Genomic DNA, 21,810 nt, shown 5'->3' on the forward strand with positions numbered 1-21,810 from the left:
TATTACTTTTGCAATCCAAAATTATTGTCGAATGAAATCAATGCGGAAGAAACTGTTGGCTTCATTTGATCATAAAAAATAAATAAAAACAGATGAAATTATCACAATTTGAATTTGATTTACCAGAAGAGTTATTGGCTGAATATCCTGCAGATGTAAGGGATGAATCAAGGTTAATGGTTGTTCATAGAGATACGGGAGAAATTGAACATAAAATGTTTAAAGATATTATCGATTATTTCGATGATGGAGATGTTTTTGTGTTAAATAATACAAAAGTCTTCCCTGCTAGAATGTATGGTAATAAGGAAAAGACTGGAGCAAGAATAGAAGTGTTCTTGTTGAGAGAATTAAACAGAGAAAGCTTATTGTGGGATGTTTTGGTAGATCCAGCAAGAAAAATAAGAATAGGTAATAAACTTTACTTTGGAGAGAATGATGAATTAATGGCTGAGGTTATTGATAATACAACTTCAAGAGGAAGAACATTAAGATTTTTATTTGATGGATCTTACGAAGAGTTCCAAGCAGTGATTAAAAAATTGGGGCAAACTCCTCTTCCAAAATATATAAAAAGAGAGCCAACGCCTGAGGATGAAGATCGTTACCAAACAATTTTTGCTAAAGAAGAGGGTGCTGTAGCCGCTCCTACTGCTGGTTTACATTTTAGTAAACAACTCATGAAGAGACTGGAGATTAAAGGAGTTGACTTTACAGAGTTAACGCTACATGTTGGTTTAGGTACTTTTAGAGGAGTAGAAGTAGAGGATTTAACAAAGCATAAAATGGACTCAGAGCAACTTTTTATTCCTCAAGAAGCTGCAGATAGAGTCAATAAAGCTAAAGCTGAAAAGAAAAAAGTTGTTGCAATTGGTACAACATCTATGAGAGCTCTAGAAACGTCAGTTTCAGTTAATAAAAATCTAAAACCTTATGAAGGATGGACGAATAAATTTATTTTCCCTCCTTATGATTTTAGTATCGCTGATGCAATGGTGACTAATTTCCATACGCCTAAATCAACGTTGTTAATGATGATTAGTGCCTATGCTGGGTATGATTTGACGATGAAAGCTTATAAAGAAGCTGTTAAAGAAAAATACCGTTTCTATTCGTATGGAGACGCAATGTTGATTCTTTAATAAAGTTAAAATAAAAGATAATAAAACCTCATTCAAATAAAATGAATGAGGTTTTTTGTATTATTACAGTACAAATGGATAAGAAAGTAGATATAAGACAGCTAACTTTAGAGGAGTTGAAAAACTATTTTGTAGAAATAGGAGAAAAACCATTTCGAGCAAAACAAGTCTACGAATGGCTTTGGAAAAAATCATCAACAGATTTTGATGATATGAGCAATTTATCATTAGCGCTTAGGGAAAAAATGAAAGCGCATTTTGAAATTCGTTATTTAACAATAGCTGAATCTCAAAAAAGTAGTGATAAGACCATTAAGAGTGTTTTTAAACTTTCCGACGGAGCTGTGGTCGAAGGGGTGTTGATTCCTACTTCAAAAAGAATGACAGCATGCATTTCAGTTCAGGTAGGTTGTAGCTTAGCGTGCGACTTTTGCGCGACAGGAAAATTAAAACGCGTAAGAAATTTAAATCCTGATGAAATTTATGATCAAGTAGTACTGATTAATAATCAGGCTATTTCTGAATATGGAATTCCGCTATCAAATATTGTCTATATGGGGATGGGGGAGCCTTTGCTGAATTATAAAAATATGCGACATTCTATTGATAAAATAACGCATGAAGATGGCTTAGGGATGTCGCCCAAAAGAATTACTGTTTCGACGGCAGGTATTGCGAAAATGATTGAAAAATTAGCAGATGATGAGGTGAAATTTAATTTGGCACTTTCATTACATGCTGCTAATGATGTAAAACGCTCTAAAATTATGGAGATTAATGATTCTAATTCGTTAAGTGAGTTAGCAAAATCATTACGTTATTTTCATAAAAAAACAGGAAAACGCGTCACTTTTGAATACATCGTTTTTAAAGATTTTAATGATGAGATTGAAGATGCACAAGAGTTGGCTGAATTTTGTAAAAATGTACCATGTAAAGTGAATATTATAGAGTATAATTCTATTGATGGTGGAATTTATCAGCAGGCAGAAATGAAGAAAGTAGATGCTTTTGCTCAGCATTTAGAAAGAAAAAATATTATTGTAAATATTAGAAGGAGTAGAGGGAAGGATATTGATGCAGCTTGTGGTCAATTGGCTAATAAAAATGAAGTAGTTATAGATAAGCAATATAAATAAAACTTTTTTAGGTAGTATTAATTAAGAATTAAATCAAAATAAAAATGACAAAAATAAGTACCAATAAAGCACCAAAACCAGTAGGGTTGTATCCACATGCACGTAAAGTCGGTAATTTATTATTTTTATCTGGTGTAGGACCAAGAGTGGCAGGTTCCGATGGTTCAGATTCTAAGGTTCCTGGTTTAGAGTTAGACAAGAATGGGAATTTTCTTGAATTTGATTTCGAAGCACAGTGTAGAGCTGTATTTGATAATGTCAAAGTGATTCTTGAAGAGAGTGGATCGAGTTGGGACAAATTAGTGGATGTTACTGTCTTTTTAGTGAATATGAAGCGTGATTTTCATACTTACAATCGTGTGTATGCTGAATATTTTAAAGACAACCAACCTTGTAGAACAACTGTAGAGATTAACTCATTGCCAACGCCTATTGCCATAGAGTTGAAGTGTGTGGCAGAAGTGTAATCCGCTTCGTGTGCTCAAGAACCAAGTGAGGTTAATCAAAAGAGTAATACCAAGCTTTGTATTTATTGGAGTGTAATTGATGGATAATAGAGTCAGTGGCAATCATTTTTCTGGCACTGTCTCTAAAGTGATTCAGAGAAGGGGTTTCTAGTAGGTAATCTTCAACTATTTTCTCAAATGCAGGTAGGTGTTTTGGTGTTAATTGAGGGTATGCTTTTTCTAGAGGAGCTCTAACAATCTGTTCAATATAGTTGTCGTACTCTTCTTCTGCTTTTTTTATCATAGCTTCCTTTTTTACCCTTAAATTTTCATCTTTAGGTAAGCTTCTAAATCCACAAGTGACCCAGCCAGGACCATTAACTTTATAAGCAAAAAATAAAAACATAAAATGTTTTTGTTCAGGATTGGGAGCTTTTAAGTTGAAGCGGTTAATTAGATTTTCTTTAATTGAGTCGTAATTGCCTTCTAAAGTTTGTGCCAGTAGAATGTCAAACTTATTGTTAAGTGTGTCAATTTCTTTTTCTAAGCTATCAATTTTGGATTGTAGCCCCTTTTGTGCTATTAATGAAACAAGCTGACCATGAGTTCTGTTAATACTATCTTTAATTCCGATAATTGAGCATTCTATATCAAATGAGTTTCGAGGCTCTTTTTTTTCTTTACAACTAAATAGAATTAAAATAGAAAAGATAAAATAGGGGAGTCGTTTAATTCGCATGGTTTTAGTTTGAGATTATCTCAATCTATCCATAGATCGAACTAATTTCTCATCTGCTTTAATTCCTCTGTTGGCAAGGAATTGAAATGCAAGTGCCGCAACAGGTAAGAACATTCCTGCGCCATAAGATATTTGGGTTTCCATGATTCCTAATTTGTTGGCAACACCGGTCGCGTCAAAAGAAATAAAAATCAAAGTAACGATAATCAATAAATAATTGATTTTACCAAATGCCAATTGCTTTTTTCTGTTTTTAAACTGAGCAATAGTCATTATCCCTAGACCCATAGAAGCTCCCAGTGTAACGTAGTATGGAAACCAAGGGCTGGCTTTCGAAATGTTTTCAGAAACACCCAATGCCCCTAACGTCCCAACAGTTTCTTCAATAGGGTAGGTCGCAAAAGGAAAAACAAAGCTTAACCCTAGACAGATAACTAATAGCGCTAAGTATACGGTTTGGATACGTTGAATCATAATTTTTTAGTGTTTACACAAAGATACTATTTGTTAGGAATCAATTCATGCGTTTTAACGAAATTTGTAACAAAAATTGCACAGAGCTACTTAAACAAATACTATTTTTGTAGCTCAAATAAACATTAAGTAATATTCTATGAAATATAATTTAAGCGAAATCACTGAGGTTATTAAAAACAGAAGAACAATTTATCCTGAAATGTATTCTTCTCGTAAAGTTCATCGAGAAATCATAGAAGATTTATTGAATAATGCTATTTGGGCACCTACTCACGGGATGACTCAGCCATGGAGATTTACTGTGTTTATGGAAGAAGGTTTAGAGCGGTTAAGTAGTTTTCAAAGTAGCTTGTATGCTGATTTGTTTACAGGAGATCAGTATAATGAAATGAAGTTTAATAAGTTGAAAAATAGACCTTTGTTGGCTTCTGCAGTTATTGCTGTGAGTGTTGTAAAAGATAAACGAGGGAAAATACCATTTATAGAAGAGGTTGAAGCTGCTTCTTGTGCAATACAAAATATGCATTTAACGGCAACAGCTTATGGTTTGGGAGCGTTTTGGGCAAGCCCAAAATTAATTGGAAGACCTGAAATGAAAACGTTTTTAGAACTAGAAGATGAGGAAGAATGTATTGCGTTGTTTTATGTAGGATATCCTCAACTAGAAGAGTGGCCAAAGGGACAGCGTAAACCAATTGAATACCTCACTAAATGGGTAAATGAATAAGATAGTTTCCTATGGACGATATGAATGAAGGGATTTTGAGGGTAACTAACCACCAAACTCATCCAACTAACAAAAATTATAAAGTATTCTTCTTTTATATTGAAGAACAAGCTGACTATTTCGAAAGCTTGTTGAAAGAAAAAGGGATATGGTTTGAAAGAGATCTAGAAGAAAATAGAGGAAAGCAAATGCATCTTTTTGGGATTAAAATGACCAATTTAAGGGAAGTAGATCAGCTTAATTATTTGGCTATTGGGAAATATCGAAAGCCAATTTTTCAAAATAAATACATCCGATATGGTGTTGTGATTTTTGGCCTTATAATTTTTATTCTAGGCATAATCGGTTACCTTTTAAGTCCTGTTTATCAAAATTAACACTTTTAATGATGGTTTTTATTTGCTTGCAAATCAGTTGTTTATAAAATAAAATGTCAAATTGTTTAAGTTTTTAACAATTATTGAAACAATTGTTAGTAACTTGCGTTCTGTAAGAAGAGCCAAAGCGTAGTATTTAGCTCTGAAAACAACAACAACACAACAACAAAAGCAGCAAATGAAAAATATAGTAATTCTCATATTATTGAGTTTTATTTCTTTAAGTGCATTAGCACAACCATCTGAGCGTTTTCTTACGCGTCAAGATTACATTGAAAGGTGGAAAGATGAGGCTATTTCGCAAATGGTAAAGTATAAAATACCTGCTAGCATCACTTTGGCTCAAGGTATTTTAGAAAGTGGCAATGGAAATTCTGAATTGGCAAAATATGCTAATAACCATTTTGGGATTAAGTGTCATGGTTGGGACGGTCCAGGTGTTTATAAGGACGATGACAAAAAAGATGAGTGTTTTAGAAAATACGCTGACGCTTTTCAATCTTTTGAGGATCATTCTAAATTTTTAGCACATAGAAAAAGATATGCAAGTTTGTTTGTGTTAGAAATTACAGATTATGAGGGATGGGCCAAAGGGCTGAGAAAGGCTGGTTATGCAACAAACCCAAAATATGCTAATTTATTGATTGATTTAATCGAAGATAATGGATTGTATCAATATGATCGAATGGAGGCTGTTGTTGTTGATAGCGAGCCAGGAAAAGTCTTGGAGCTGCCTCAAAATGAATTAGTGTTACCAGCAATTCAACCGGTTAAGCATACCGTTTTACTAGCACAGAAAGTAAGGTATATTCAAGCAGTAAAAGGAGATACTTATTATAAAATAGCTAAGGAGTTTGATATGGCTTTGTGGCAATTGTATAAGTACAATGATTGTGATAACAATACTAAATTAAAAGAGGGAGAACGTATTTATCTACAACCAAAACGAAATAGAGGAAAGAAAAAGTATCATACCATTTTATCGGGAGAAACCTTAAGAAGCATTGCTCAAGAAGAGGGCGTAAAGTTGAAACGAATTTTAAAAAAGAATGGAATGACTTTAGCTAGTGAATTAGTTGTTGGTCAGAAAATAAAACTAAAATAAAGATTACAAACATATTGCGATAAAAACAAAATCGCTAAACGCGTGAGGTTGATGAGTGTTGATTTGTTTTTGTTTGTTGTAAAAGCCCTGTTCTTGTTGTGAACAGGGCTTTTAGTTTATTAAATAATCTAAAGTAACGATGAAGTTATATGGTATTAGTGGCTTAGGAGCAGATAAACGTGTGTTTAACTTACTGAAGTTAGAATATAAAGTTCATTGTGTTGATTGGATTAAGCCTTATAAAAAGGAGTCGCTTGAAAGTTATGTCGGTCGCTTATCAGAGGTGGCGAAAAAAACTAGCGAATAAGGTTAATATGCCCATACTTCTCATAAGGGGTTAAATCGCCTATTGTTTTATAATTTAATTTCCAGATATAAACACCATTGGGGAGTTTGGTATTAAGGTGTGTACCATCCCAAGATTCACCAACTATGGTAGAATTAAAGATGATTTGCCCATTTCTGTCGAATATGGTAAAATCATAATCTTCTTCAGAAATATCAGAAACAATAGGAGTGAAAAGGTCATTAATAAAATCATTGTTGGGTGAAAAGGTATTCGGGATAAAAACATTAGAACTATTAAGAATCGTCAATTGTTTGTAGCTAGTGTCACTACAGTATGGGTTACTAGCAATTAGCTGAATGATAAATTCACCAGTTGATGTATAGGTATAATCTTCGTGTTCGTTAGAAGAGCTCATCTCATTTCCTAAGTCCCACAAGTAGTTCGTTGCATTTTGAGAGAGGTTGGTGAAATTGATGCGTAAAGGTTGGTAACCAACAGAATCACTAACTTCAAACTCGGAAAGTACACTTTGATCGTCTACAGTAAAATATGCTGTATCAGCTCCACATTGATTATAGGCGATAACGTAAATTGTTTCGCTAGAAGATGAATAATAAAAGTCATTGGTTGTTCCATTGTGCCATGTATAGGAGTCACCTCCAGAGGCTTCAAAACGATTAAATTCATTATCGCAAATGATAGAATCACCAGAGATAGTTGCGGTAGGGCTTGTTCCTAGATCATTAACGGTAAAATGTAGTGTGTCAGTACCACAGTTGTTGTTGGCAACTAAGAAACCTGTTGTAGCTAAACTGCTGTATGTTGATGAAGTGGTACCATCGTTCCAAGTATAGCTGTCTCCTCCATTTGCTGTAAGCGTTGTCGGAATATTGTTACAAATAAATAAGTCCCCACTGATGCTAGCTGTAGGAGGAGTTCCTGAAAGTGATATGGTCATATAAGCAGTATCTGTTCCACAGTTGTTAGAAACAGAAGCATATACAGTTTGTGGTGAAGAAGCATTATGCAAGCTTCCTATTGAGTTGTCATGCCATGTAAATGGGCCGTCTCCTGTAGCTGTAATTAAGGTGGTTTCGCCTTGGCAAATTAAAGAATCACCACTCAAAGATACATTTGGAGCAGTTCCGTTCCAGTTGATCGTCACAAAAGCAGTGTCATTACCACAAGCATTAGTGCTTACATAAAAGGTTCCTGCTGTATCAATGTTAACCGTCGATCCCGTCGATCCATCGTGCCAATTATAGCTGTTTGCACCAGTAGCACTAAGGGTTATCGTTTCTCCAGCACAAATAGAGGTGGCTGATGTTGTAACAGCCAAATTGGAACTCGTACTTTGTGTAATCGTAACACTATCTACAATAGTGTCTCCACAAGGAATGATATATCCTGCATAAAGTGTTAAAGGAAAAATATCGTTACTACTAGAATAGTATGAAGTGTTTAAAGAAGTTGGATTAGAGAACGTCCCCAAACCTCCTAGCCAAATAATATTCGAACTGCTTGAAGTAGCGGTTAAACTAATGGTGTCTAATGGGCAAATTGTAGTTGGTGTAGCAGTAATGCTAATGTTGTTGGTGATAATTGGAGCTTGGCAACCATTGTTGTAGTAGGTCGCTACTCCATTGTTAGTGAAGTTTACTCCTCCACCATCTCTGTCGGCAGAGCTTCCCCCAACTGTTCCCATTTGATTAATCAATAAACTTCTGTCATAAGAAACCACATCAGTACACCCTGCTGGATTAGCAAAAGACATTGATAACGTCCTTGTTGCGCTAGAACCATGATTTCCAAAATGTCCAGCAGTATTACCTGCGCATTGGTATATAATATATAACGTATCGTTTAAACCGTCAAAAGAGTTGAATGTTACATCAATGTCGGTACTCGTAATTAGCAAAACTTTTGAACCAGCTGGAAGTACTCCATTAGTAGGCTCTTTAAGAAATCCACAGGTTGTAATTGTGGCATTTAAAGCAGCTGTTTTTTGAGCGGTTGTAGCGTTTTGGCAAACACCTAGCCAAGAGTTCATCGTGGTGGCCCATCCAACACTTAAGTCTGAGGTGTTTAAAGCAGTCCCCCCAACAGTGAAACGAACCATTTCATTCTCGCCTTCAGGGTTTCCGCAAGCATCGACCAATATACTTTCGATTTCAAAACATTGAGCAATGTTTGTCGAAGGTGCTAAAAGCACAAATGTTGATAACAAAAGTGTTATCGTTTTTATGTAAAAAAAGTATCTCAACTTATCAATTTTCTATATCTTATTGGTCTTAAAAACATTGTCTAGACGCTTAAAATATATTCAGGTTGCTAAGTTAGTGCTTTTAGTATTAATTTTATGTTAAGTATACATTAGATTTTTACTAATTGTAGTTGTTGTTCGATAGAGTTAGCCTTTTTTATTACAAGGAAGTATTCTTGTAGGTTACCTATTTTCATTAGTTCTTTTGCTAGCGCTTTAAGGGTGTTTAATTGTGTTTTTAAATCGTTCATGACAGTTAATTTTTTAAGTTTGATAATCTTTTTACAAATGCTGTGCCAAAAAAAAACAAATCCATTATAAAATTGTATTTTTGTAATTCATTATGAGGAATAATAAGAAAGAAGTTAGTTCAAAAGAGCCTATAGGAGTGAGGTTAAACAAGTATATAGCAGATGCAGGGGTTTGCTCTAGACGTGAGGCCGATAAATTAATTGCAGCAGGAGATATTTCTGTTAATGGGAAAGTTGTTGTTGAAATGGGATTTAAGGTTCAAGGTGGAGATGTTGTAAAATATAAGCGGAAGACATTGAGTAGGCAGCGCTTTAAGTATTTTATTTTGAATAAACCCAAAGACTGTATCACTACAGCAGATGATCCCCATGGAAGGAGAACAGTGATGGATATTATGGAGGGAGCTTGCTCTGAAAGAATTTATCCTGTAGGACGCTTAGATCGGAATACAACGGGATTGTTGATTTTGACTAATGACGGACATTTGGCTAAACGATTGACGCATCCCAGTTATAATGTAATGAAAACCTACCATGTAGAGTTGGATAAAGGAGTTACTGGAGAGGATCTGAAAAAACTACAAAAAGGAGTTGAACTTGAAGATGGATGGTCTAAGTTTGATAAGGCTGATTATGGAAATAAAGGAAATAACCAAAAAGTAGTGATTGTAACCTTGCATTCTGGAAAAAACAGAATTGTTAGACGTATGTTTGAGCATGTTGGTTATGAGGTGAAAAAACTAGATCGAATTGCTTTTGCTGGAATCAAAAAAGATATGATTACACGTGGAAAGTATAGAGAATTGACAAAGAAAGAAGTGGGGTTTTTAAAAATGACCAGTAAAAACAGCGCTAAAAAATAGTTGAAAAAGAAAAAAGTTATAGCAATTGTAGGAGGTGGAGCGGCAGGAATAATGACTGCTTTGTTGCTTTCTGAGAGTTATGAGGTGCTTCTTTTTGAAAAGGAGAGAACTTTAGGAAGAAAATTTTTAGTTGCAGGAAAAGGAGGGTTTAATTTAACCAATAATGCAGATCAACCAGCTTTAATAGAAGCGTATAGCCCAACTGGGTTTTTAGAAACAGCGTTGAACGAATTTAATGCAAACGACTTAAGAAGTTTGTTGGAACGCTTAGGTGTGGCTACTTATGTAGGGTCCAGTAATCGAGTTTTTCCAAAGCAAGGAATAAAGCCAGCTGAAGTCTTAAAAGTACTTGTTGATGCTTTGAACGCAAAGGGTGTTTCTGTCTTTAAACAACATAAACTTTTGCAAATAAAGGATCGAGAGCTTGTTTTTCAATTTGATCAGGAAAAACAAAAAAGCATAGTATTTGATTATTGTGTTTTGGCTTTGGGAGGTGCTTCATGGGCAAAAACAGGGTCTGATGGTTTGTGGAGTACTATGTTAAAGGAGTTGGGGGTTGTAGTTTCTCCTTTTCAGGCTTCAAATTGTGGGGTGAATGTCGATTGGCCTGAAAGTTTTTTAGTCCATCATGAGGGTAAACCTCTAAAAAATATTGAAGTTAAAGTGGCTGGGATGAGCAAAAAGGGAGAAGCTTTAATAACGAGTTATGGGTTGGAGGGAAATGCAATTTACCCTATTGTTAAGCAAGTAAGGGCTGTGCTCAATAAAGGAGAAACTCCTGTTTTGTTATTGGATTTAAAGCCTAATAACTCTGAAGAGGAATTGTTGGATAAAGTGAGGTTTACTAATGCAAGTAACTTTGCAAAAAAACTCAAACTTGGAACGATGGAAAAATCATTGTTAAAACATTATGTTTCCAGAGAAGCTTATTTTAATCACGAATTGTTTGTGAAATCATTGAAAGCTCTGCCTATACCAGTGTTGTCTTTGCGACCAATAGAGGAAGCTATCTCCACAGTTGGAGGGGTGGCTATAGAGAGTTTAAATGCTGATTATAGTTTAAAGGTGTCTTCTCGTGTTTTTACCATTGGAGAAATGGTAGACTGGGATGCGCCAACAGGAGGCTTTTTGCTGCAAGGGTGCTTTGCTATGGCCAACGCTGTTGCTACTTGTTGCAATAACCGTTATTCTTAATGTATTCAATATGCTCAGTTAAATTATCTAGCTAGCTTAATGATTCCTTTTTCTTCAAATTGTTTACCGTCAATCCCCGTAGCTCTGATAATGTATATGTAATCTTGGGCAGGAGATTCTTCGTTGTAGTTGTTGTAACCATCCCATCCGGTAGTGATGTCTTGAGTTTCAAAAATTAAAACCCCTTGTTTATTATATATGTATAAATTAAATGTGGCTATATGTTCGTGTTGAACCGTAAAATAATCGTTGATGTTATCATTGTTTGGGGTGAAAATATTGGGGATATTGGTAATGCTACTGGTAGGTGATACTGTAATGACTTTGGTGTCTTTGGTTGTGTTTCCGTTTTTGTCTTTAACTGTTAAGGTTACTTCATATTGACCAGCTTTTTCAAAAGTGTAGGTCGTTGTTGGTTGGGAACTGGTGTTGCCATTTTCGAATTCCCAATTTGTAGTGGCATTTTCGCAATCGTGGGTGAATTCAACAACCAGTGGTGCTGGCCCTCCAATTGGAGATGCGGATATGTTAGCAATGAGTTGGGTTGTTTCAACCTCAATGATTTCAATGTTGTTGACAGGTGGGGCAGGAGGGGTAACCAACTCTTTCTCGGGGATTGGTGAGTTTAAGGCTGGTTTTCCCTTAGGTGCTTCTACCTGTTGTTCTATAGTAGGTGGAATGTTAGGTTGTATGATGTATTTTTTATCCTTTTCTTTTAATTCTTCTTCAGCAAAGTGCTTTTCTATAACTGGATCTTTCTTTTCTGTTGCACTTGTAGGAATGGATGCTATATGTTTTTCAGCTTTTTTTGTTGTATTTGAATGTGGAGTAGCTGTGTTTTCGTTTTTTTGTGTTTGAGTTTCTTGAGGAGGATTGGCTTCTTTAGGAAGTTGAGCAATAGATATAAAAGCAATTGTGGCTACAACCAATATACTAGATGCAGCGATTAAAAGAGTTTGGCCTCCAAGTATTGATCCAGTAGTGGTTGTACTAGTGGCAGAAGGGATTTTTTGACTAATGTTTCCCCATGCATTTTGAGGAACCTCCATTTCAAAATCTTCTAACTCAGATTTAAAAACTTCTTCTATGTTGTATTTTTTGTTGTTCATTTTTGTTGTTTCACCTTTTGGGTGTTTTTTATTTTAAGTTAAGCTTTGTTATTTTTTCTCTAAGCAAAGCTTTGGCCCTTGAATATTGCGATTTAGAAGTACTAGTTGTAATGTTTAATTGTTCAGCGATTTCTTTATGAGAGTACCCCTCTATGGCATATAAATTAAAAATGGTTTTATAGCCTATAGGAATACTTTGTAGTATTTTGATTAAATCTTCAGCAGCTAAACGTTCTTCAATAAAATCATTACTAGGAATCTTAAATCCCGTTTCATCAATGTCGGTATGAAGTTGGAATTTTTTATTCTTTCTAATATTATCTAAAGCAGTATTAACAATAATTCTTCGCATCCATCCTTCAAAAGAACCAATGCCAGAATATTTGTCAAGTTTTTCAAAGATCTTAATGAACCCATCTTGCAGTAAATCTTGTGCTTCATCTTGGTTGTTGGCATATCTGTAGCAGACTCCTAACAATTTTGGGCCAAATTTTTCAAAAAGCATTTTTTGAGCACGAGCATTGCCTTCTAAACAGTTTTCAATTAATTGCTCATTTGTCATATACGCTATTCTGTTAGTTAAGACTTTAAAATTAAAATAAAGGTTGCATTTGTTTTATATATTTGCCTAATTTAGTATAAATTGCTCGTTTTTAAAAGGGAAATGAATATGGTGTTAAGAGGTGTTTTGCTTCTGATGACGTTGGTGTTGTTAGGGTGTAAAGAAATAGAAGAAAGTGAAGTCTTAGTTGAGGAACCTACAGCGAAAGCATCTGAGTTTTATTTAAAAAATGGTTATTGGAAAGGAAGTTTAGTCATTGATAGTCTTAAAAGTATTCCTTTTCTAATGGGGGTCTATGGGGATTCTGTTTACTTTATTAACGGGAAAGAAAAATTGGGAGCTGTTATAACTGAAGAGGGGGCTGATTATGTTATAGAAATGCCAATTTTTGATTCAAAATTTACATTTTCAAAACAAGGAGATGGATTGGATGGAAAGTGGAATAATTATGCAAAGGGTAAGGATTATGAAATGCATTTTGTTGGTCATTACTTAGGGGAAGATAGAGCGCGATTTGAAGTCGCCAATCAAGATAAATATATTAATGTAGATGGTAAGTGGGAAGTGGATTTTAGTTCAGGATCAAGAGAGGAGTATAAAGCTGTGGGCTTATTTGAAAAAGGAAATGACTATGTGTCGGGAACATTTTTAACTGAAACAGGGGATTATCGTTTTTTAGAGGGGGTTGTAAGAAATGATTCCTTGTTGCTGTCTTGTTTTGATGGTGCACATGCTTTTCTGTTTGAGGCCCAGTTGAGTCAAGATACAATGCATGGAACGTTTTATTCAGGAAAACATCATCAGGAACCTTGGCGTGCTTTAAAAAATGAGGGGTTTGAATTGTCTAATCCTGATTCTTTAACACGATTAAAAATAGGGGAGACACTTGCTTTTAGTTTGCCTTCAGTTGATGGAGGAGAACCTATTGTTTATCCTAGTACTGCTTATAATGATAAGGTTGTGATTATTCAGGTTATGGGATCATGGTGTCCAAATTGTATGGATGAGACTGCATTGTTTACTCAGTTTTACGAAACCTATCACGATCAAGGATTAGAGGTCATTGCTGTAGCTTTTGAAAAACCTGAAGCGCTTGAAGATAAAAAAGCTAGAGTACAGGCGATGAAAAAGTATTTCAATGCAGGTTACGACTATGCAATAGGAGGAAAAGCAAGTAAGGTTGAGGCACAGCAAGTGTTACCAGCTTTAGAAAGTGTTTTATCTTTTCCTACGGCCATATTTATTGATAAGACAGGTCAGATAAGAAAGATTCATACTGGGTTCTATGGGCCGAGTACAGGAACTTATTATTTAAATTATGTGAAGTCTACCAAAGCGTTTTTAGAACAGTTGTTAAGTGAATAAAATGAGAGAAGAATATGGCTGTTAATAAAAGTGCATTTCAAAGGTATCGTATTATAGATCGTTGTATTAGAAATTCTGCGCGGCCTTTCCCTAGTAAAGAGGAATTAAGACAGGCTTGCGAAGAAGAGTTGTTTGGAACAGATGCAGTGCATATTTGTGATTCTACAATTGAAAAGGATTTGAGATATATGCGCGTTGAACACGACGCGCCCATCTGTTATAGTCGGTTAGAGAAAGGGTATTATTATAGTGAAGAAAATTATTCGTTGGATCAAATGCCTTTGTCTGATACAGATGTAGATGCTATAAAAGTAGCGGCAAATATTTTAAGTCAGTTTAAGCACACCAGTTTATTTAGTCAATTTGAGGCAGCAATTGACAAAATCGTTAATCGTGTAACGATTGCAAAAGATGTTCAAGATGTTGCTATTGATAAGTTTGTACAGTTTGAAACTGCACACAGCATAGAGGGAAATGAACATTTAGAAAAGATTTTGGAGGCTATAAAAACCAATCGTGTTGTTCAGTTTGGATACCAAAGTTTTCAGAGCAAAGTCGCTAAAATAAGAAGAGTACACCCTTATTTATTAAAAGAGTATAGAAACCGTTGGTATTTGATAGGAAAGAGTGAATTAAAAGATAAAATGCTAACGTTTGGTTTGGATAGGGTATATGATTTGGAGTTATTGTCTTTAAAGTTTAAAAGAGCTTCAGATTTCTCTGCCGATCGTTTTTTTAAGCATGCTATTGGTATTACCACTAGCGATCAATTGCCGGTTAATTTAAAGATAGCGACCAATGAGGTGTTGTCTAAGTATTTGCTGTCTCAGCCGTTGCATCATTCACAAGAGTTTGTAGGAGAAGAAAATGGGAGTTATATATTTACCTACCATTTATTATTAACTTACGAATTGAGAATGCAATTATTAAGTTTTGGAGAAGAGGTCCTGGTCCTTGAGCCTCAAGAATTGATCAATGAAATCAAAACTGTTGCTCAAAAAGTAGTGAATCAGTATTAGGATTAATCTATTTCTTCTTTAGTGGAAATAAAATGTTGTAGTAGGCACCGTTTTCGTTAATGATCTCTACTGTGCCATCAATTTGGTCGATAAGGGACTCTATGAGCTCAACTCCTAAAGAATTACTGCTTTTTAGAGAAAAACCTTGAGGGAATCCTTTACCATTGTCGCCGATGTATAAATGAATGAATTTTTTGTTTTTAATGGTAATGTTACAGGTGATAGAGAATTCCTCCTTTTCTGGAGTATACCCATGCTTAAAAGAGTTGGTTATACATTCGTTGATGATTAAACTTACTGGAATAATAGTGTCTAAATCTAATTCTTCGACTTCTATGTTTGTCTTTTTTATAACCAAGTAATTAGAGGCATAAGAAGCAATAAGATTTCTAACAAGTTCGTCGATGTATTCTGCTAAATTAATAGCGCTAAAGTTATTGCTTTTATATAGTTTTTCATGAACGAGGGCCATGGCAGCTACTCTTTTTTCACAATCAACAAAATAAGATGCAGATTTCTCATCTTCAATTGTATAGGCTTGGAGTCTTAGTAGGCTTGTGATAATCTGTAAGTTGTTTTTTACCCTGTGATGAATTTCCTTAATAAGTGTTACTTTTTCTTCTTTACTTATGGCGGTTTCCTTTAAGTTTCTAGATAATTTTTTGTTGGTATAAAGGATATAAGATATGCTTAACACAGTTATTCCAAGAAGAATAGTAAGTATAAGTAGTAAGGTGTTTAAATCTTTTGCTTTTTGTCGTTCTTTTTCCACTGCTTTGTTTGCGGTAATAAGTTCTAAATTGGTCTTTCTAGAGTTTTGAAGTTTGTTTTCTTGTTGTTTAAATTGATATTTAGCCTCTAACTCCTCTAGTCGTTTAATGCTTTTGTTTTTTTCAGCTTTTTGATAATAGTTGATATAGTTTTTGTAATAGGATAAGGCAAGTGTCTTTTGGTTAAGTTTTTCATAAATAGTACTCATGCTATAATAGAAATCTCTGGTGTCAATATCAGCACCTTTTTTTAAGGAGAGTTGTAGGCCTTTTTGATAAAAGTATAAAGCACTATCTAGAGTGTTGAGCTCTTGGTGAAAGTCTCCTAGATTGCTGAGACTGGCAAGTTGAGCAATGGTGTCTTTAGCTTCTTTTCGAAGTGTATAGGCCTTTTTAAAGAAGTTATAAGAAGTGGGAGTTTTGTTTTCATAGAAATAAATGATAGCCATATTATTGAAACTGTTGGCTAGAGAAGTTTTAGAGCCGTATTTCAGGTTGTAATCAAGAGATTTTTGGTAATGCACTTTTGCAGAATCAAGTTGGTTGGCATTTTGGTATAACATTCCCCACAAATTCTCAACGATAGGAGTTTCGGCAGTGTCTTTGTTTAGGGTAATGAAATATTCGGTTTGGACCAGTTCGGCTTTAGCTTTTTCAAATTCGTTTAGGTCTATGTAGAGTCTTGCAATGTTTAATCTTGGAGAAGTTTGGTGAACGGATGTGGAGTCTTCTTTTAAAAGAGAGATTGCTTTTAAATAAAAATCTAAGGCCTCGTCTATAGCCCTGCTCTCATGGTGAATGGTTCCTATTAGGTTTAACGTTTTTGAAATAGATTCTTGGTCATTAACGAGCTTTTTTTGCGCTAAACTAAGGTTGAAATATTCTAGGGCTTTATATTTTTTATGAAGTCTTTTTTCTGCAACCCCTATAAAATGATAGATTTCACCTAATTTATGATGGTTGTTTTTTGCTGTTGTTTTTTCTGCCTTAAGGAGTACACTTCGTGCGCTGTCAAGGTTCTCGTTTAATAACTGCTCTATTTGATCACTGAAATTAGAATGATCTTGAGCATAAACAGAACCATTTAACACCAAAATAAAAGCAAAAAAGAATTTAAAGATAGTAGTCATTGTTCAGCTTTTAATGTCCTTGTCTATAAGGCAGTAGTAGTAGACAAAGGTACTAAAAAAAGTCATAGTTTTATGGAGTGTAAAGTTGTTTTAAGTAATTGGTTCAATTATTTTTAATCTATTAAGACGCACTTTGAAACAACTTCATTATCTTTGCCCCCGAAAATCATGAGTCAGTACGAAATAAATAGGACATTTTCAAACAGAACTATGGGAGATAAGATAAAGGCATATACAGAGTTAATGAAATTGCGTTTGTCGTCTCTTGTAATCTATTCGGCAATTTTGGGGTATATGATTGCTCCAGGTGAAATAGATTATTTGGTGTTAGTTTGGTTGTCAATTGGAGGGGCTTTTGTTACAGGGGCTTCAAATGCTTTTAATCAAATTATCGAGCGTGATTTAGACAAGATCATGGATCGTACTCAGAAAAGGCCATTGCCAAGTGGTAGATTAACCGTTAAGGAAGCTTTGGTGTTTTCTTTTGTCGTAGGGGGAATAGGAGTAGGGGCTCTTTTTATGATCAATGTATTGTGTGCTTTATTAGGTGTTTTAGCCATGGTGTTATATGTGTTAGCCTATACACCAATAAAGACCAAAACGCCCTTAGCAGTTTTTGTTGGAGCAATTCCAGGAAGTTTTCCTCCAATGTTGGGGTATGTAGCAGCTACCGCTGATTTTGGCTTGGAAGCAGGAATATTGTTTGCTGTACAATTCTTTTGGCAGTTCCCACATTTTTGGGCAATAGCTTGGAAATTAAATGATGATTATTTAAAAGCAGGATTTAAAATGCTTCCTACACTCGGAGGAAGAAATAAGGCAAGTGCATTTCAAATCTTTATCTATACAGCGATGTTGCTCCCTGTTGGAGCTGCACCATATTTAATTGGTTTGTGCAATATCTATTCTGTTCCTTTGTCAATAATATTGGTTTTTCCAATGTTTATGGCTTCTATTCGTCTATACTTGACATTAGAGATGGAATATGCTAAAAAGATTATGTTTGCTTCTTTTTATTATCTGCCTTTAATTCAAATTGTGTATTTACTCACTAAAATATCGTAATAGAGATGATGAAAGATGTTGTAAAGCGTTCGATGCCTAAAAAGGAGTATCAAAAAGTTGCTAAACAAATTGTTTGGGTAGGGATTATTGCTAGCATAATGCTATATGCTGGGTTTACCAGTGCTGTTTTTGTAAGTATGATGGATAAGTTTTGGGTGGATATCAAACTTCCCGAGGCATTTACATTGAGTACTATTGTAATTATAGCAAGTAGTATCACCTTATTCTTAGCCTTGTTTTTTGCAAAAAAAGATAATAAAAAAGCAGTGGTAGCATTGGTGGGTGTTACTTTTGTACTGGGAATCGTTTTTTCTGTTTCACAATTCAAAGGATGGGGGCAGTTAGTGGCCGATGGAAATTATATTGCTGACAAAATCTTTTTTGATTACGGATCTTATGGGAATCAGTATACTATTCTGAAAAACGGAAAAGAAATTACTCATGATGGGTATGCTTATTTTTTGGAGGGAGAAGAATTGTCTACAGCTGAAGTAAATGAATTAAAAAACTTTTCGTATCAAATTTGTAAAGAAGAGTTAGCAGTAAGAGATGTACCTTATCGCATTGAGAATTATGGAAATCCCTATACGGTTCAAAATATAGCACAGGGTAAAACGGTAGAGTTTAGAGAGGGGAAAGCTTTTTTAGGAGGAGACTCTTTAACTTTCTCTCAGCGAAATGAATTATTTAAATTTTCTTTTGGTGTTTATCATGATATGCCATTCTTTATGTTAAAAGGAAAGTATGGAGAAGATTTTTCGATTAATTTGAATGGAGAAAAGTTGGATTTTGAAAATAGAAAACTTTATTTTCCAGAAAGAACCTTAACTGCAGATGAGATTAAACGAATCAAAAAATCTGTTTTTCAAGGTGGGAAAGAGTATGTTATTAGTAAAGGGAAAGTCTACTTGGATGATCAGGAAGTAGATTTAGCTAATTTCGAAACATACATCGACCTAAACAAAGGGATTCAGGTACATCTTAAAAATGGAGAATGGACCCAATTAAGACAAGAATTAAATACAATTCAATATGGAGAGTTTTATCAAACTGGAAATGTAGCAAGTTCGTATGTATGGATTTTAACGATTATCCATTTTTTACACTTAATAGTAGGTCTGATCGTTATTTTAGCGCTTTTTATTCGCGCTATAAAAGGAATATATAATAAAGAAAATCAGTTAGGATTAGTTGTAGGTGGAATTTTTTGGCACTTTTTAGGTGCATTATGGGTCTATTTATTCGTATTTTTACAATATATTCATTAAACTTGCACCGATTATAAAAAAATAACAATGGCAGCACACACAGAAAAAGTTGATGGAGCAACGCTTTGGGGAGGAAATGGCTCTCCTTTTAGAATTTCTTATGGAAAGCAAATGATGTGGTTTTTCTTGCTTTCAGATGCATTAACATTTGGAGCATTATTAACAGCTTATGGTTACGCACGTCACCAAGCAGTTGATTGGCCAATCGCAGAGGAAGTGTTTAATGCAATGCCTTTCTTAGGAGAAGGATATCCTTTGATGTATGTCGCATTGATGACATTTATCCTTATTATTAGTTCGGTAACAATGGTATTAGCGGTTGAAGCTGGACATCGTTTAGATAAAAAGGGAGTGATCAAGTGGTTAACTTTGACAGTAATAGGAGGAGCTTTCTTCGTAGGGTCTCAAGCTTGGGAGTGGGCACACTTTATACACGGAACAGAGCATGGAGCACATATTGGAGATACAGTGATTTATGGAGCTAATTTATTGGAAAATGAGTATGCACCTTTAACACCTCAGTTTGCTGACTTCTTTTTCTTTATTACTGGATTTCACGGATTTCACGTACTGTCTGGAGTAGTTATTAACTTAATTATATTGATTCAAGTAGTAAAAGGAACTTACGACGATAGAGGACACTTTGAAATGGTTGAGAAAGTAGGTTTATATTGGCACTTTGTAGATTTAGTATGGGTGTTTGTATTTACATTCTTCTACTTAATCTGATACTATATTTAGTTGTTAACTAATTTAAACACACATAAAAAAATGGAAAGAGACGATTTAATATTAGACCATTCATATTCTGTAGCTGCTAATCATGATGAAGAGCACGGAAAACAAATAAGAAAAACAGTTTGGAAAGTAACAGCAATTCTATCAATTATTACAATTATTGAGGTAGGATTGGGAATGACAATAAAACAAGGTACAGATTTATGGCCTATCGTAAAATGGAGCTTTATTGTAATGACTATTGTTAAAGCTGGATACATTGTATTAGTTTTTATGCACTTAGGTGACGAGAAGAAAAGTTTTAAATGGATGTTGTTTGGACCATACTTTATTTTTATGTCGTATTTAATATTCCAAGCAATTACTGAAGCTGGTCATCAGCATGATATGTTGCATGGAGATGCAAAAACAGAGGTGGTAGAGCAAGAAGCTGGACACGCAGAACATTAAGAAAATGTCAAAAATAAAACGTATAGCGTTATTTGCCGGAATGTTTGGACTTCCGGCTTTTTTTATTGGTTTTTTTTTGATGGGAGAACAACAGTACCATCAAACCCCTTATTTTGGTAAACCAACCATTGTTGGGAATGACACCATTCCTTATCATATTCCTCAATATACTTTTGAAGATATTGACGGGAAAATCTACAATGAAAATAGCTTTAAAAACAAATATGTTGTCTTTAACTTTTTAGAGTCAACTTGCCCGTTTGAGGGATGTAATATTAACTTTAAGATCTTTAAGTATCTTATTTACGATGAATTTGAACAGAATAAAGGGTTTGAAGATGCTGTAATCGTGAGTCAAATATTTGGAGAAAATGCGCTAGAAAGAGTAAAGACTTTACGAAAAGATTTGGAGTTAGATAAAGAGAAGTGGGTTTTTGTAAAGGGCGATTATCAACCTTTTTTTGATTTAGACTTAGAAAAAGGAAACCCTTGGAGTAAAAGAGATACCATTTATGGTTATGAAAGAGAAGCTTATGTGATGACTGTTTTAAAGGATCGTGACGGTTATTTAAGAGGTAAATATGTCACAACACTAGCCGATGAGGTAATGCGTATTACTAAAGATATTAGCATGCTTGAAAAAGAGCAGAGAGATCGACAAAAAAAACAATAATGAGAAATTACTTTTTGACATTAAGTGCAGTTGTTTTGTTGTTAAGCAGTTGTTCAGAAAATAAGCCGTTAGAAATTTTTGGACCCAAAGAGTTTATTGAGGGAGTAGACCAAGATACGATTTACCATACAATCCCTTTCTGGAGTTTCGAAAATCAAGATGGTAAGATGGTAGGAACAAACGATTATCAGGGTGAAGTGTATATCGCTGATTTTTTCTTTAGTCACTGTCCCTCGATTTGCCCAACAATGCTTGAAAATATGAAGCAAGTGCAAAAAGAGTTGAAAGCTTATGATGTTAAGATAATCTCTTACACAGTAGATCCTAAAAATGACAATGTAGAGCGCCTTAAATGGTATACAGAGCATAATAAAATTGAGACAAAGAATTGGAATTTTGTAACTGGAATTCAGCAAGATATTTATGAATTGGGAGTAAAGGGCTATTTAGTGCCGAACCAAGAGGATGCTTTGGCTCCAGGAGGTTTTTTGCATTCTGAAAAGTTTATTTTAATTGATAAAAAATCAAGAATTCGGGGCTTTTATGATGGAACTGAACAACAGGAAATCGAAAAGTTGATAAAAGATGTTAAAACACTAAGTGTTGAGTAATCATATTTACCCAACTCTCATTAATTTTACACCACTTT

General features: G+C 34.6%; 23 protein-coding genes. 16 read left to right on the top strand and 7 right to left on the bottom strand.

Annotated features, from left to right (window positions below):
- Positions 1-92 precede the first annotated feature (92 nt).
- From queA to N4A35_13240, 3 genes are read left to right on the top strand one after another with little or no spacing between them, the layout of a single operon-like run.
- Positions 93-1,142, top strand: coding sequence for a tRNA preQ1(34) S-adenosylmethionine ribosyltransferase-isomerase QueA (queA, locus tag N4A35_13230; protein MCT4582370.1), 1,050 nt, complete (start codon positions 93-95; stop codon positions 1,140-1,142).
- Between the two features lie 41 nt (positions 1,143-1,183).
- Positions 1,184-2,281, top strand: coding sequence for a 23S rRNA (adenine(2503)-C(2))-methyltransferase RlmN (gene rlmN / locus N4A35_13235; GenBank protein ID MCT4582371.1), 1,098 nt, complete (start codon positions 1,184-1,186; stop codon positions 2,279-2,281).
- A gap of 44 nt (positions 2,282-2,325) precedes the next feature.
- Positions 2,326-2,748, top strand: coding sequence for a RidA family protein (locus tag N4A35_13240; protein MCT4582372.1), 423 nt, complete (start codon positions 2,326-2,328; stop codon positions 2,746-2,748).
- A 31-nt stretch (positions 2,749-2,779) separates the two neighbouring features.
- Here the strand turns inward: N4A35_13240 and N4A35_13245 are convergent, their stop codons facing one another.
- Complete coding sequence (locus N4A35_13245) at positions 2,780-3,466, bottom strand: hypothetical protein (protein ID MCT4582373.1); 687 nt, start codon at positions 3,464-3,466, stop codon at positions 2,780-2,782.
- Positions 3,467-3,481: 15 nt separating this feature from the next.
- Positions 3,482-3,940 carry a DUF4293 domain-containing protein gene (locus tag N4A35_13250; GenBank protein MCT4582374.1) on the bottom strand — a complete coding sequence of 153 codons (459 nt, stop codon included), beginning with the start codon at positions 3,938-3,940 and terminating at the stop codon, positions 3,482-3,484.
- Between the two features lie 139 nt (positions 3,941-4,079).
- Between N4A35_13250 and N4A35_13255 the strand changes: the two genes are divergently transcribed.
- From N4A35_13255 to N4A35_13265, 3 genes are all read left to right on the top strand, one after another.
- Entirely contained in the window at positions 4,080-4,670 is a 591-nt protein-coding gene (locus N4A35_13255) for a nitroreductase (GenBank protein ID MCT4582375.1), read from the top strand.
- A gap of 11 nt (positions 4,671-4,681) precedes the next feature.
- On the top strand, positions 4,682-5,047 hold the full coding sequence (locus N4A35_13260; protein ID MCT4582376.1) for a hypothetical protein: 366 nt from the start codon (positions 4,682-4,684) through the stop codon (positions 5,045-5,047).
- A 178-nt stretch (positions 5,048-5,225) separates the two neighbouring features.
- Complete coding sequence (locus N4A35_13265) at positions 5,226-6,152, top strand: glucosaminidase domain-containing protein (protein MCT4582377.1); 927 nt, start codon at positions 5,226-5,228, stop codon at positions 6,150-6,152.
- 296 nt (positions 6,153-6,448) lie between these two features.
- Here the strand turns inward: N4A35_13265 and N4A35_13270 are convergent, their stop codons facing one another.
- Complete coding sequence (locus N4A35_13270; protein MCT4582378.1) at positions 6,449-8,668, bottom strand: gliding motility-associated C-terminal domain-containing protein; 2,220 nt, start codon at positions 8,666-8,668, stop codon at positions 6,449-6,451.
- Positions 8,669-8,814: 146 nt separating this feature from the next.
- Positions 8,815-8,955, bottom strand: coding sequence for a hypothetical protein (locus N4A35_13275; GenBank protein ID MCT4582379.1), 141 nt, complete (start codon positions 8,953-8,955; stop codon positions 8,815-8,817).
- A gap of 92 nt (positions 8,956-9,047) precedes the next feature.
- On the opposite strand from N4A35_13275, the gene N4A35_13280 reads away from it, so the two are divergent.
- Together N4A35_13280 and N4A35_13285 are read left to right on the top strand one after the other, a co-directional pair.
- Complete coding sequence (locus N4A35_13280) at positions 9,048-9,818, top strand: rRNA pseudouridine synthase (GenBank protein ID MCT4582380.1); 771 nt, start codon at positions 9,048-9,050, stop codon at positions 9,816-9,818.
- Positions 9,819-11,012, top strand: a complete 1,194-nt coding sequence (locus N4A35_13285) for a TIGR03862 family flavoprotein (protein MCT4582381.1) — start codon at positions 9,819-9,821, stop codon at positions 11,010-11,012.
- Positions 11,013-11,035: 23 nt separating this feature from the next.
- On the opposite strand, the gene N4A35_13290 is transcribed toward N4A35_13285, so the two are convergent.
- Both N4A35_13290 and N4A35_13295 read right to left on the bottom strand, forming a co-directional pair.
- Positions 11,036-12,121: a gliding motility-associated C-terminal domain-containing protein gene (locus N4A35_13290; GenBank protein ID MCT4582382.1), complete on the bottom strand. Its 1,086-nt coding sequence runs from the start codon at positions 12,119-12,121 to the stop codon at positions 11,036-11,038.
- A 28-nt stretch (positions 12,122-12,149) separates the two neighbouring features.
- Positions 12,150-12,683 (bottom strand): sigma-70 family RNA polymerase sigma factor, encoded by a 534-nt coding sequence (locus N4A35_13295; protein ID MCT4582383.1) that lies wholly within the window; start codon positions 12,681-12,683, stop codon positions 12,150-12,152.
- 102 nt (positions 12,684-12,785) lie between these two features.
- Between N4A35_13295 and N4A35_13300 the strand changes: the two genes are divergently transcribed.
- Together N4A35_13300 and N4A35_13305 are read left to right on the top strand one after the other, a co-directional pair.
- Positions 12,786-14,048, top strand: coding sequence for a TlpA family protein disulfide reductase (locus tag N4A35_13300; protein ID MCT4582384.1), 1,263 nt, complete (start codon positions 12,786-12,788; stop codon positions 14,046-14,048).
- 14 nt (positions 14,049-14,062) lie between these two features.
- Positions 14,063-15,067 (top strand): WYL domain-containing protein, encoded by a 1,005-nt coding sequence (locus tag N4A35_13305; protein MCT4582385.1) that lies wholly within the window; start codon positions 14,063-14,065, stop codon positions 15,065-15,067.
- A 7-nt stretch (positions 15,068-15,074) separates the two neighbouring features.
- Here the strand turns inward: N4A35_13305 and N4A35_13310 are convergent, their stop codons facing one another.
- Positions 15,075-16,967 (bottom strand): hypothetical protein, encoded by a 1,893-nt coding sequence (locus tag N4A35_13310; GenBank protein ID MCT4582386.1) that lies wholly within the window; start codon positions 16,965-16,967, stop codon positions 15,075-15,077.
- A gap of 168 nt (positions 16,968-17,135) precedes the next feature.
- Here N4A35_13310 and cyoE point away from each other — a divergent pair, with 168 nt between their 5' ends.
- From cyoE to N4A35_13340, 6 genes are read left to right on the top strand one after another with little or no spacing between them, the layout of a single operon-like run.
- Positions 17,136-18,032 carry a heme o synthase gene (gene cyoE, locus N4A35_13315; GenBank protein ID MCT4582387.1) on the top strand — a complete coding sequence of 299 codons (897 nt, stop codon included), beginning with the start codon at positions 17,136-17,138 and terminating at the stop codon, positions 18,030-18,032.
- 5 nt (positions 18,033-18,037) lie between these two features.
- On the top strand, positions 18,038-19,300 hold the full coding sequence (locus N4A35_13320; protein ID MCT4582388.1) for a cytochrome c oxidase subunit 3: 1,263 nt from the start codon (positions 18,038-18,040) through the stop codon (positions 19,298-19,300).
- Positions 19,301-19,327: 27 nt separating this feature from the next.
- On the top strand, positions 19,328-20,029 hold the full coding sequence (locus N4A35_13325; GenBank protein ID MCT4582389.1) for a cytochrome c oxidase subunit 3: 702 nt from the start codon (positions 19,328-19,330) through the stop codon (positions 20,027-20,029).
- Between the two features lie 42 nt (positions 20,030-20,071).
- Positions 20,072-20,488 carry a cytochrome C oxidase subunit IV family protein gene (locus tag N4A35_13330; GenBank protein MCT4582390.1) on the top strand — a complete coding sequence of 139 codons (417 nt, stop codon included), beginning with the start codon at positions 20,072-20,074 and terminating at the stop codon, positions 20,486-20,488.
- Positions 20,489-20,492: 4 nt separating this feature from the next.
- Positions 20,493-21,161 carry a hypothetical protein gene (locus N4A35_13335; protein MCT4582391.1) on the top strand — a complete coding sequence of 223 codons (669 nt, stop codon included), beginning with the start codon at positions 20,493-20,495 and terminating at the stop codon, positions 21,159-21,161.
- Positions 21,161-21,772 (top strand): SCO family protein, encoded by a 612-nt coding sequence (locus N4A35_13340; GenBank protein MCT4582392.1) that lies wholly within the window; start codon positions 21,161-21,163, stop codon positions 21,770-21,772. The genes N4A35_13335 and N4A35_13340 overlap by 1 nt, the downstream gene beginning before the upstream one ends.
- Positions 21,773-21,810 lie beyond the last annotated feature (38 nt).

The organism is Flavobacteriales bacterium (genome assembly GCA_025210295.1).
In the GTDB taxonomy this organism is placed as follows: domain Bacteria; phylum Bacteroidota; class Bacteroidia; order Flavobacteriales_D; family Parvicellaceae; genus S010-51.